The 12,558-nt window shown below is 72.4% G+C and carries 7 protein-coding genes; 2 read left to right on the plus strand and 5 right to left on the minus strand.

Features of this window, described 5'->3' with window-relative positions:
• Positions 1-32: 32 nt before the first annotated feature.
• A complete protein-coding gene (locus tag FHX45_RS01520) occupies positions 33-824 on the plus strand; it encodes an alpha/beta fold hydrolase (protein WP_208405765.1) in 792 nt (263 codons plus the stop codon).
• A complete protein-coding gene (locus FHX45_RS01525; RefSeq protein ID WP_167096241.1) occupies positions 818-1,609 on the plus strand; it encodes a MerR family transcriptional regulator in 792 nt (263 codons plus the stop codon). Before FHX45_RS01520 ends, FHX45_RS01525 begins: the two co-directional genes overlap by 7 nt.
• Positions 1,610-1,663: 54 nt before the next feature.
• Here FHX45_RS01525 and FHX45_RS01530 read toward each other — a convergent pair whose 3' ends face one another.
• From FHX45_RS01530 to FHX45_RS01550, 5 genes are all read right to left on the minus strand, one after another.
• Positions 1,664-2,653, minus strand: a complete 990-nt coding sequence (locus FHX45_RS01530) for a malate dehydrogenase (RefSeq protein ID WP_167096242.1) — start codon at positions 2,651-2,653, stop codon at positions 1,664-1,666.
• The gene (locus FHX45_RS01535; RefSeq protein ID WP_167096243.1) at positions 2,650-4,863 is read right to left on the minus strand and encodes an FUSC family protein; all 2,214 of its coding nucleotides are present in this window, start codon (positions 4,861-4,863) and stop codon (positions 2,650-2,652) included. The genes FHX45_RS01530 and FHX45_RS01535 overlap by 4 nt, the downstream gene beginning before the upstream one ends.
• Positions 4,860-7,991: a GH92 family glycosyl hydrolase gene (locus FHX45_RS01540; protein ID WP_167096244.1), complete on the minus strand. Its 3,132-nt coding sequence runs from the start codon at positions 7,989-7,991 to the stop codon at positions 4,860-4,862. The genes FHX45_RS01535 and FHX45_RS01540 overlap by 4 nt, the downstream gene beginning before the upstream one ends.
• Positions 7,992-8,018: 27 nt before the next feature.
• Positions 8,019-11,828, minus strand: coding sequence for a GH92 family glycosyl hydrolase (locus FHX45_RS01545; RefSeq protein WP_167096245.1), 3,810 nt, complete (start codon positions 11,826-11,828; stop codon positions 8,019-8,021).
• A gap of 355 nt (positions 11,829-12,183) precedes the next feature.
• Complete coding sequence (locus FHX45_RS01550; protein WP_167096246.1) at positions 12,184-12,525, minus strand: helix-turn-helix domain-containing protein; 342 nt, start codon at positions 12,523-12,525, stop codon at positions 12,184-12,186.
• Positions 12,526-12,558: the final 33 nt, after the last annotated feature.

The following is a 12,558-nucleotide window of genomic DNA, read 5'->3' on the forward strand; positions in this document are numbered from 1 at the left end:
TGACGCAGGGTCAAGCCCGCACCATGGCCGGCATGACCACGACCCAGAACTTCACGATCCACCACGACGGCGTCACCATCGCCGCGACCCGCGGCGGCCGGGGACGCCTGGTGGTCCTGTGCCCCGGGCTCAACTCGACGCAGGCCGACCTGCAGGAGCTGGCCGGGCTGCTGCGGCGTGACCACGACGTGGTGACCTTCGACCTGCGCGGTCACGGTCTCAGCTCGGCCGCCGGCCAGTACTCGTTCAGCGCGTTCCTCGGCGATCTGGTGGCGGTCATGGCGGAGCTGGGACACCGTGACCCCGACGCCGCGCCGCTGCTGGTGGGCTACTCGCTGGGCGCCGACCTCGCCGTGCACTACGCGGCCGGGCACCCGGGCACCGTGTCCGGTCTCCTGCTCATCGACGGCGCCAACCCGGTGCCCGAACCGTTCCTCACCGAGGCCGTCCTGCCGGAGTTCCGCGCGATGTGGGAGGACCTCGCGGCGCGCCAGCAGGCCCGGCGGGGCACCGCCCGCCAGGTGCTGCTGACCGGGCAGGAGATCCTCGACCTGAACGTGGAGATCGACCAGGTGCGGGCCGGGATCCTCGCCCGGTACGCCGTGATCGGCCGGCCCATCACCATGATCATGTCCAGGTCCATGGCCGGGGAGGGTGACGGCGAATTCGTGCGGTCGCTGAACCGGAACTGGCGGGCCGGGGCCGAGCGGCTCCAGCGCGAGCACCCGCGCATCGCCACCCACTGGCTGGACGCCGACCACCAGCTGGTGTTCACCCACGCCATGGACATCGCGGCGATCACGCGCACACTGGTCCCATGTTGACCATCGGGGAGCTGGCGGCCTCCGCGGGAGTGACGGTGCGCGCGGTGCGGCACTACCACGCCAAGGGGCTGCTGCCCGAACCGGAACGGGACCACTCCGGCTACCGGCGGTACGACGCCGGCGCCGTGATCCAGCTCATCAAGATCCGGACCCTCGCCGAGGCCGGCGTCCCGCTGGCCCGGGTGCGGGAGCTGCTCCGGGCCGGTGCCGAGGAGTTCGCCGCGGCTGTCCGGGACATCGACCGGCAGCTGCAGGCCGAGATCCGGCAGCGGCAGCGGCACCGCGAGCAGATCGCCCGGCTCACCACCGGGGACCACCTGGCGCTGCCCCCGGAGGTCGTCTCGTACCTCGACCGGTTGCGGGCGCTCGGCGTCCACGAGCGGATCCTCCAGGCCGAACGGGACGGCTGGATCGTGCTGGCCGCGCGCTCACCGGGGCGGGTGGCGGAGTGGGCGGCCCGCAAGCGCGACCAGACGGCGGACGGCCGGCTGCTCGGCTTCTACCGCATCCTCGGGGAGGCCCTCGACCACGACGGGGACGACCCCCGGCTGGTCGAGCTCGCCGACGAACTGGCCGCCTACTTCTCGCGGCTGGCCGACGAACAGGGCGAGGACTACGTCGACGACATCGATCTGGAGCCCACGCTGGTCCAGCTGATGGACACCCTGGCCTTCGACACCGTGCCGCCGGCGCGCCGGCTGATCCAGCTGCTCACGGAACGAGGCTGGACCGGCTGGACCAAGCTCGTGCGCGTCCCGCCGCGAGCGGATGCGGCGTCCCGGTGACGAACGTGCGGAGGGCCGGCCCGTGCGGGCCGGCCCTCCGATGACGCGACGGCCTCAGATCAGGCCGAGCTTCTTCACGGCCTCGCGCTCCTCGGTGAGCTCCGCGACGGACGCGTCGATGCGGCCGCGGGAGAACTCGTTGATCTCCAGGCCCTGCACGATCTCGTACTTGCCGCCCTTGCAGACGACCGGGAACGACGAGATCAGGCCCTCCGGCACCCCGTAGGAGCCGTCGGACGGGACGGCCATCGAGGTCCAGTCACCCTCGGCGGTGCCGTTGACCCAGGTGTGGATGTGGTCGATGGCGGCGTTGGCGGCCGACGCGGCCGAGGACGCGCCCCGGGCCTCGATGATCTCGGCGCCGCGCTTGGCCACGCGCGGGATGAACTCCTCCGCCAGCCACTTCTCGTCGTTCACGGCCTCGGCGGCGTTCCGGCCGCCGACCTCGGCGTGGAAGACGTCCGGGTACTGGCTGGCGGAGTGGTTGCCCCAGATCGTGAGCTTGCGGATTTCGCTCACCGGCGCGTTGAGCTTCTTCGCCAGCTGGGCCACGGCGCGGTTGTGGTCCAGGCGGGTCATCGCGGTGAACCGCTCGGCCGGGACGTCGGGCGCGTGCGACTGCGCGATCAGGGCGTTGGTGTTGGCCGGGTTGCCGACCACCAGCACGCGGACGTCGTCGGCGGCCCCGGCGTTGATCGCCTCGCCCTGCGGCTTGAAGATGCCGCCGTTGGCCTCCAGCAGGTCGGCGCGCTCCATGCCCTTGGTGCGCGGGCGGGCGCCCACCAGCAGCGCGATGTTGGTGCCCTCGAAGGCCCGCTTCGCGTCGTCGAAGATGTCGGTGCCGGCCAGCAGCGGGAACGCGCAGTCCTCCAGCTCGAGCGCCGTGCCCTCGGCCGCCTTGACCGCCTGCGGGATCTCCAGCAACCGCAGCTTCACCGGGGTGTCCGGGCCGAGCAGCTGACCGGACGCGATGCGGAACAGCAGCGCGTAGCCGATCTGGCCGGCGGCGCCGGTTACGGTGACGTTGACGGGGGCTTGGGTCATTGCGTACTCCTGCGGACGGAATTCTGGCTTGTGCTCGTGACCTTATCGCCCTCTGCCTGCACTGACGTGGTGCGTCGGCTCACGTTCTGCTGAACCGATCGAGTCGAGTCGGTCACCGGAACCTCGAACGCCCTGCCCAGTGCGACGGTCCCGGCCTCCATCCGGCCCAGACTGGTGAGCACGGAGCGTGCCTGCGCGTTGTCCGCCTCGTGGACGTCGGGTGCGCTGGTGTTGCGGGTCAGCGTGCGGCGCTCGTCCCCGTCCAGGGCGTCGCGGATCACGTCGATGTTGCGGCTGATCCGCTCGATCAGCGCGGTCAGCCGGTCGTCGGCGGGCAGCAGGCCCGGTTCGGCGCGGGCGGCGACCTGCCGCGCCCGGAACGCGAGCCGGTCCAGGGTGCTCAGCACGTACCAGCCGTAGTCGCGGCGGCTGGCGAGGCTGATCGGGTGGGTCAGCGGCTCGATCGTGGCGCGCACCTTCTCCACCGAGCGGTCCAGCTCCCGGGACAGTTCGATCACGTTCACGTTCTCCCGCCCGGACAGCAGCGCTTCCGCGCCGGCCAGGAACTCGCACAGGTTCACCAGTGCGGTGTCGATGTCGGACACCATCACGGTGCGGGTGCGCACCGGCACCACCAGGACCGCCGCGACGAGCCCGGCCGCCGCGCCGACCGCCGTCTCGGCGACCCGAAGCCACAGCACCTCGACGCTGAACGTGCCGAGCAGGCTGTAGAGCACGCCCAGCATGCAGGTGATGAAGAACGCCATCATCAGCTGCGACACCCGCGCCACGTAGACCAGGCAGAACACGCACACCAGCAGCAGCGCCACGGTGGCGGCCGTGTTGCCGCTGACCAGCAGCGCGAGCAGCATGCCGCCGAAGATCCCGGCCAGCGTGCCGGTGACCCGGCGGAACCCCTTCACGAACGTGGCCCCGGCGGTCGAGGTGTTGAGGAACACCACGAACACCGTCAGGACCGCCCAGTACCAGCGTGCGTGGGACAGCAGCTCCCCGCCCAGCACCGCCAGCCCGCCACCCACCATGGCCTGGATCGCGCTGCGGGTGCGGTTGTCGTAGGCGAAGACCGTGCTGGACCCGGAAGCCTCCGCAGACCCGGTCGGCTCGCCCGGCTCGCCGGTCCCGGCGCGCTCGTCCTCACCCTGCCCGGGCAGCTCGGTCTCGGCCGAGTAGTCCCGCTCGGCCACGCGCTGGGCGTTGACGTCGGCCAGCGCCAGCTCCGCGATCGCGCGGCGCACCTCGTCACCCGGCGCGGTGCGGTCGGCGAGGCGGCTGCCCGCGACCAGCATCTTGCTGAACTCCGCGGTCTCGCTGATCACCGGCAGCTCCCGCGGATCGCGCTCGATCAGCGAGTCCAGCCGCAGCAGGCCCGCCACCAGGTCGGCCCGGACGTCATCGGGCAGGTCCGCCGCCTCGCTGGCGCGGCGCACCGTGATCGCGAGCCACTGGCAGGCCAGTTCCACGGCGAGCAGCCGGCGGCGCAGCAGCTGGGTGCCGGTCTCGTCGAACAGGTCGCCGATGGTGTCCTCGATCATGAGCACCGCCTCGTGCAGGCGGGTGTCGGCCTTGCGCAGCTGGGTGATCCGCCACTCGCTGCCGCCGCTGGCCAGTGACGCGGCCGCGGCCCGCACGACCGCGCTGATCCGGGCGCGGAACGCGCGCCGGGCGCGCAGCAGCTCGGCCTCCGGCCGCCGCCGCAGCACCCCGAACCGCATCACGGCGTTCGCGGCCAGGCCGACCGCCAGCGCCGGGAGGTACTGGGGTAGCTGGCTGGGGTGGATCGCGAGGAACATCGCGAAGAAGAACATGAAGAACGACAACGCGCCCATCGCCGTGCCGCGGGGCGCGAACCGCTGCGCGTAGACCGCGAGGAAGATCAGCAGCACGAACAGGACCGGATCCAGCAGCGGCACGGCGGCGCCGAACGCGGCGACCGTGAGCGAGGCCGACCCGCACAACAGGACCAGCACCAGCGTGATCGCCTGGTCCTTCTCGGTCTTGTCGTTGACGCTGAACGCCGAGTTCATCGCCGCGATCGAGGCCACCATGATCGCCGGGAGCGGACGGCCGAGCAGCACCAGCACGATGATCGACAGCACGATGCCGCCGACCGCGATGCCGGCCAGCCGTAGCCGCACCAGGCCCGGGTCGGTGGCGACCAGCCGGTCCAGGGCCACCTTCGCGAACCTCATACCCGGCTCCCGAGCAGTTCCCATTCGGTCAGCGCGGTGCGCCGCCCCGTCGCCGCGGTGATCCGCAGGCGGTAGGCCCGGTAGGGCCCCGGCTCGGCGACGGAGAACGGCCGGGTCTGGCGCCGCCACCGGAACACCTCCCCGCGCCGCTCGTCCAGCCGCACCCAGGACCTCCCGTCGATCGTGCCCTCCAGCACCCAGTCGCTCGGGTCGCCACCGCGTGCGGCGGAGGTCAGGGTGTACAGCTCGACCGGCGCGGGTTCGCGCACCGCGCACTCGATCACCGGGGTGCGGGAGCGGAACGTGACCTGGCCGGCGGTGGTGTCGGCGAACAACGCGGTGACGTCGGTGCCGTCGTCGCAGGTGCCCGTGCCGGTGACGTCGGTCAGTGGTGCCGGTGGCGCGTCGCCCCCGGTCAGCGACGGTGGTGGCGTGCCCCAGCCGGTGGGCGTGCCGGTGACGTCGAACTCCAGGTGCTCGGCGCCGGCCAGTTCCTCGTGCGACAGCCAGGTGGAGGTGTGCGGCCGGCCGTCGATGGTCAGGCCCCGCACGTACGGCTGGGCGCCGGGTGCGCTGATCGTCACCGTCCGGCCGTTCTCCAGGCGCAGCCGGGCCCGCTCGAACAGCGGTGCGGTGACCACGTAGCCCGGGCTGCCCACCGCCAGCGGGTACAGCCCGAGCGCGGCGAGGACGTACCAGGCCGACATCTCGCCGTTGTCCTCGTCACCGGGATAACCCTGCCCGATCTCGCTGCCCAGGTAGCAGCGCGTGAGCACCTCCCGCACGAGAGCCTGCGACTTGGCCGCGGCTCCGGCGTGGCAGTACATCCACGGGATGTGGTGGCTGGGCTGGTTGGAATGCCCGTACTGGCCGAGCCGGACGTCGCGCGCCTCGGTCATCTCGTGGATGATCCCGCCGTAGGAGCCGGGCGCGCGACCGGTTTCCGGGGTGGCGAAGAACGTGTCCAGTGCGGACTCCAGCGCGGCGCGGCCGCCGAGCAGGTTCGCCAGCCCGGCGCCGTCGTGCGGCACCGAGAACCGCGTGTTCCAGCCGTTGGTTTCGGTGTAGTCGAACCCCCACAGCGCCGGGTCGTAGTGTCCGGGTTCCCAGCGCCACCGGCCGTCGCGGTGCCGGCCCTGGAAGAACCCGGTGCGCGGGTCGAAGTGGCGCACGTACGCCAGCGCCCGCTGCCGGAAGTAGCGCGCGTTGTCCCGGTGTTCCGCCCGGCCGGTCCGCGCGTGCAGCGCCTCGGACAGGTTCGCCAGGCCGAAGTCGTTGAGGCAGCCCTCCAGCGCCCAGGACAGGCCTTCGTGGGTGGTCAGCGGGGTGAAGCCGAGGAAGATCGACTCGTGCAGGCCCTTCCGCCCGACGCCGCGGTCCGGTGGGGTGACGGTGGCGTTGCGGATCGCCGCGTCGTAGGCGGCCTGCACGTCGAAGGTGCGCACCCCGCGCAACCAGGCGTCGGCGAAGGCGACGTCGGAGCTGGTGCCGGTCATCAGGTCGGCGTAGCCGGGGGAGGACCAGCGGGCGATCCACCCGCCCTCCCGGAACTGCTGCACGAACCCCTCGATCAGCTCACCGCAGCGGCGCGGCGACAGCAGCGCGAGTGCCGGCCACACCGTGCGGTAGGTGTCCCAGAAGCCGTGGTTGACCGACATCGGCCCGTCCACGACGTGCGCTCCGGTCCGGGTGCGGGTGCTGGGCCGCCACCGGCGCCGCACCGGGCTGGCGTGGCGCATCCCGCTCGGGGTCTGCTCGTGCGCCGAGTTCGGGTAGAGGAACAGCCGGTACAGGTTGGAGTAGAAGGTGGTGAGCTGGTCCGGGGTGGCGCCGTCGAGTTCGACGCGGCCTAGCACGTCCTGCCACGCCGCGCGGGCGCGTTCGCGGACCTGCTCGAACGTGGTGCCGGCCGGGATCTCCTGCTCGAGGTTGCGGCGGGCCTGGTCCAGGCTGATCAGCGAGGTGGCGATCCGCAGCTCGACCCGCGGTTCGCCGAACGCCAGGTACCCGGTGTTCGGCCACCGCAGCCGGCGGCCACCGGTGGCGGGCCGGTCGAACGTGCCGTGGACGAACATCCGCCGCGCCCCCGCGGACAGCCGGCTCCGGGCCCAGGTGTGCCCGGTGACCACCCCGCGTGCGGGGTCGACGCGCAGCCCGCCACGCCGGTCGACGTTGTCGAACAGCACCCACCCGCCCTCGCCGGGGAAGGTGAACCGGACCAGCGCGGCGTGGTCGGTGGGGGTGAGGTCGACGGTGATGCCGTTGTCGAAGCGCACGCCGTAGTGGTGCGGCCGGTCGGTCTCGTCGTCGTGCGTGAACGGCAGGGCCCGGGCGGCCCGGTCCACGGTCACCGGACCGATTCCCGGCAGGAATTGGAAGGAGTGGCGGTCGCCCATCCACGGGCTCGGCTGGTGGCTGACCGCGAACGCCTGCAGCGCCGGCCGGTTGTCGGCGTTGTTGCGCCGGTGGTACTCGTACAGCCAGGTGGTGGACCCGGCATCGGTCACCGGGGTCCAGAAGTTGAACCCGTGCGGCACGGCGGTGGCCGGGAAGGTGCTGCCGCGCGAGATCTCGTTGCTCGACTGCGTGCCGCGGGTGGTGCGCACCCAGTCGACCGGGTCACGCGGGCCGGGTGGCGGTACGTCGGCCAGCCGGACGTCGTCGATCCAGCCCGACACCGGCTCGCCCGGTGGTGGCTCGACGAGCAGCACGATCGCCCGCGCCACGCGGCCCGCGGCCCCGGCCAGCGCGTGGTGCACCGCATTCCACTGGTCCAGGTAGAGCGTCTTGGACTCCCCGGCGCTCCGGGCCGATCCGCCCACCAGGGTGCCGTCGTCCAGCTCCACCGCCAGCGCCACGAACGTGCTGCGCCAGCTGGGCCCGGCGTCGGCCTCCGGAAAGACCACATAGGACAGCTCGGTGTCCGGGCCGATCTCGGCGTCCATTTCGAACAGCACGTGACGTGCGGCTTCGCCGGCCGTGTAGCGGGCGGCCCGCGCCCCGGTGAACCCGGCACCGGACTTGGCCGCCGGTGCGCGCTCCGGGCCCGAGCCGACGGTGACGACGGCACCGGCGCGGGGCAGCGGATCCCCGGCCTCGAACGACGAGAAGAAGTGGGTCCGGCTCACGTCGCCTACCGTAACGGGCGGCGCCGCTCACTTCCCGCCGAGCAGCTCCACCTCGGCCAGCCCGGGCGCGCCGCCGCTGCTGCCGGTGATCCGCAGCCGGTAGTGGGCGTAGGCGCCGGGCGCGGCGACGGTGAAGGCGCGGGTCTGCCGGCGCCAGGGGAACGTCTGCCCGGACCGGGTGTCCAGCGGCGTCCAGGTCCGCCCGTCGGCCGAGCCCTCGAGCACCCAGCCGCTCGGGTCGCCCGCCTCCGCGCCGGAGGTGAGGGTGTAGGAGGTGGCCGTCACCGGCCCGGGCACCGGGCAGTCGACCGTCGTGAGCGGCCGGGCCTGGGTGGCCGAGGTGTTGTCGAACAGCGGTGACCCGCCCGGCACGGTCAGGTCCGCCGGTGGCCGCGGCGGCTGGTCGCCCCGGGTGAGCGAGGGTGGCGCGTCCGCCGCCCCGGTACCCCAGCGCGACGGGGCCGGCCCCATCGCGAAGTCCAGCGTGCCGCCCGCGGCGAGCACGTCGTGCGGCAGCGCGGTGGAGGTCCAGGCCTGTCCGTTGACCCGCAGGCCCTGCACGTAGACGTTGCGGGCGTTGTTCTCCGGCGCGTTGATCACCAGGTCACGGCCGTTCTCCAGGTGCACGGTGGCCTTGGTGAACAGCGGTGAGCCGACGGCGTACTCCGGGCTGCCCATCCGCAGCGGGTAGATCCCGAGCGCGCTGAGTACGTACCACGCCGACATCTCGCCGTTGTCCTCGTCGCCGGGATAGCCCTGCCCGATCTCGCTGCCCAGGTAGAGCCGGGACAACGCCTCCCGCACCCCGGCCTGCGTTTTCCACGGCTGCCCGGCGTAGTCGTACATGTAGAGGATGTGGTGGCTGGGCTGGTTGTTGTGGGCGTACTGGCCCATCCGCACGTCGCGGGCCTCGCGCATCTCGTGGATCAGCCCGCCGTAGGCGCCGGGGAACCCGGCGGTCTCCGGGGTGGCGAAGAACTGGTCCAGCTTGCGGGCCAGCGCCTCCCGGCCGCCGTAGAGGTTCGCCAGACCCTGCCCGTCCTGCGGCACCGTGAAGGCCATGTTCCAGCCGTCGGTCTCGGTGTAGTCGTAGCCCCACACCCGCGGGTCGTACCGGTCCGCCGGGACGCGGAACGTGCCGTCGGCGTTGCGGCCCTGGAAGAACCCGGCGGCCGGGTCGAACACGTGCACGTAGTTGAGCGCCCGGTCCCGGAAGTAGGCCGCGTTGTCGGCGTACTCGCGGCGCCGCGGGTCGTCCGGCGCCGCCTCGTCGGCGAGCTTGCGGGACAGGTTCGCGATGCCGAAGTCGTTGAGGTAGCCCTCGATCGCCCACGACATGCCCTCGGCGGTCGACGTCGGGGTGTAGCCGAGGAAGATCGACTGCTCCAGCCCCTTGCGGCCGACGTTGTCGTTCGGCGGCGCCACGGTGGCGTTGCGGATCGCCGCGTCGTAGGCGGCGTGCACGTCGAATCCGCGCACGCCCTTGAGGTAGGCGTCGGCGAAGGCGACGTCGGAGCTGGTGCCGGTCATCAGGTTGGCGTAGCCGGGCGAGGACCAGCGGGCGATCCACCCGCCGTCGCGGTACTGCTGGACGAACCCGTCGATCATCTTCCCGGCCATGCCGGGCGACAGCAGCGAATAGGCCGGCCAGGCGGTGCGGTAGGTGTCCCAGAACCCGTTGTTGACGTAGATCTCGCCGTCCACCACCTTCGCCCCGGTCTGCACCGGGGTGTCCGGACCGGTCCTGGGTGAGACGGGGCTGGCGTAGGCGTGCCGCGTGGGGGCGACGTTCTCGAAACCGGAGTTGGGGTAGAGGAACAGCCGGTACAGGTTCGAGTAGAGGGTGGTCAGCTGGTCGGCGCTCGCGCCCTGCACCTCGATCACCCCCAGCGCGCGGTCCCATGCGGCCTGGGCGGCCGCGCGGACGGTGTCGAACGCGGTGCCGGCCGGAATTTCCTGTTCCAGGTTCCGCCGCGCCTGCTCCAGGCTGATCAGGGAGGTCGCGATCCGCATGGTCACCGTGCCGGCGCGGGCCGGGTCGAACCGCAGGTACCCGCGGACGTGGTCCCGGCCCTGCCCGGGCAGCATCGAGCCGGCGGTGGCGGGCCGGTCGAAGGTGGCGTAGACGAACATCCGCCCGGCGCCGGCCGAGTTGCCGCTGCGCACGTCGGTGAACCCGGACAGCGTGCCGCCCGCCGGGTCGAGGGCCAGTCCGCCCGCGTCGGTGACGTTGTCGAAGATCAGGCTCGCGTCGGGGCCCGGGAAGGTGAACCGGAACATCGCGGCGTGGTCGGCCGGCGCGATCTCGGCGTGGATGCCGTTGTCGAACTCCACGCCGTAGTAGTGCGGTTTCGCGGTCTCGCGGGCGTGGTCGAACGACAGCGCCCGTGCGGCCCGGTCGCCGTCCGGCACGCCGGTCGCGGCCGAGGGCATCACCTGGAAGGTCTGCCGGTCGCCCATCCACGGGCTCGGCTCGTGGGACAGCGCCAGCGCCTGCAACGCCGGCCGGTTCCGCGCGTCGTTGCCCTCCTGGTAGCGGTAGAGCCAGTCCGTCGCCCCGGCGTCGGTGACCGGGGTCCAGAAGTTGAAGCCGTGCGGGACCGCGGTGGCCGGGAAGTTGTTGCCGCGGCTGAACGTGCTGTTGGCGTTGGTGCCGCGGGTGGTGAGCACGTGGTCGGACAGGTGGGTGACGCGGGCCTGCGGCGCGGCGGGGCCGAGCCGGATGTCGTCGACCCAGCCGCCGAACGCACCGCCCCCGTCCGGGTTGTCGTAGGCGAGGAGGATGCGTGCCACGGTCTTGCCGCGTGCGACCGTGCCGAGGGCGGAGCGGATGCGGTTCCACTGCTCGACGTACAACGACTTCGCCGCGCCCTGGCCGCGCGGGGACACCGGGAAGCCGTACTGGTCGGCCGCGCCCAGGTCGGACAGGTGGGTGCCGTCGGTGAAGGCCAGGTCCACCGCGACGTGCGTGCTCCGGTACGCCGGGTCGTCGCCGATGAGTTCGGGGAACACCGTGTAGGACAGCTCGGTGTCCGCGCGGACCGGGATGTCCACGTCGAACACCGTGTTCCAGGAGTAGCCGTGCGGCGCGGTCTGGGTGCCGCCGTAGTGGTAGGCGTGCAGCCCGGTGAACCCGGTGTGCGGCTTGCTGGTGTACCCGGCGGGTGGGCCACTGTCCGGATAGGACCGCATGCCGGGCGGCAGCGGGGCGGGCTGGTCCCCGGCGAGCAGCAGCTCGGCCAGCTGCACGCTGCCGGCGCCGTGGTTGGCGGTGATGTCCAGCCGGTAGAAGCGGTGGGTGGCGGCCGCGGCGAGCCGGAATTCCCTGGCCTCGAACCGGGCGCCGAACGTCTGGCCGGTCCGGGTGTCCAGCGTGGTCCACGTGGTGCCGTCGTCGGAACCGAGCAGCGCCCAGTCCCGCGGGTCACGCTCCGGGGCGTCGTCGGCCGAGGTGAGCCCGTACCGGGTGATGGTGACCGGTTCGGCGAACGCGGCCTGCACCCACCCGGTGGGGGAGAACGCGAGCCACTTCGACTCCGGTCTGCCGTCCAGGACGTTGGCCGCGACCTCCCCGGTGCCGGTGTTCTCCGCGCTCGCGGTCGCGCCCGTGGCCAGGCCGCGCACGTCACCGGGGATGGCCGAACCGGCGGCGCCGGTGACCCCGGAGGTCCGCGGCCGGCCGTCCGGTCCGGTCTCGACGGTGTCCACCGCGGGCGCCGGATCACCCGGTTCGAACGACGACGCGAACGTCCCGCCCGCCTGTGCCCCGGCGGGCGGGGCGGGTGCCAGGCATGTGATCAGCAGGACGACGGCCAGCGCGCGAATGGTTCGGACCATCCACGCAGCGAAACGCGCGCCGGGCCGGTCGTCAAGCGGGCGCGCCACGGCGGCCCCGAACCGGACAGAGTCGGGTGAACGCCGCGGTCGCGGATTCGGCAACCGGGCGTGCCCGGCTCACCCGGCCTGGCTGACCACGGGACAGGTCATGGCGAGTTGGAGCGTGGGCCCGAAGATCTGTCGCAGCCGAGCGCGACCACACGCGGGGACCTGCGGCGGGACCATGTTGTCCGGGCTGATTCCGCGTTCTGCGAACACTTCGACCGTGAGTCCTTCGATCGCTTCACGGGTCGTGTCTTCCGGGCCTCGGGGTGCCCCTGTCACGAGTTCTTTCCGGGAGTTCCGGGGTGGGGAGTTAGTTCGCCGCGGCGGCGGCGCGGTCGGGGGCGTTGAGGATCGCTTCGAGGAGGCCCGGGAACCGCCTTTCGAGGTCTTCCCGGCGGACGCGGACCACTCGTTTGCGCCCCTCGACGACCGTGCGGGTGAGCCCGGCCTCGCGCAGTATCCGGTAGTGGTGCGAGATCGTCGGGTTGCTCAGGCCCAGGCCGGTCTGTTCCACCAGTACCGCGCAGTCGACGGGTTCGGGGGCCCGGTACATCGCGGTCAGCAATGCCCGCCTGCTCGGATCGGCCAGCGCGCTGAGGATGACGGTCAGGTCCAGCGAGTCGATCGACGGCTCAGGAAGCGTCCGGGACACGGGGGACTCCTTTCGACGCTTTGACCACTATCA

The sequence above is a fragment of the Amycolatopsis granulosa genome, assembly GCF_011758745.1.
Lineage (GTDB): Bacteria > Actinomycetota > Actinomycetes > Mycobacteriales > Pseudonocardiaceae > Amycolatopsis_E > Amycolatopsis_E granulosa.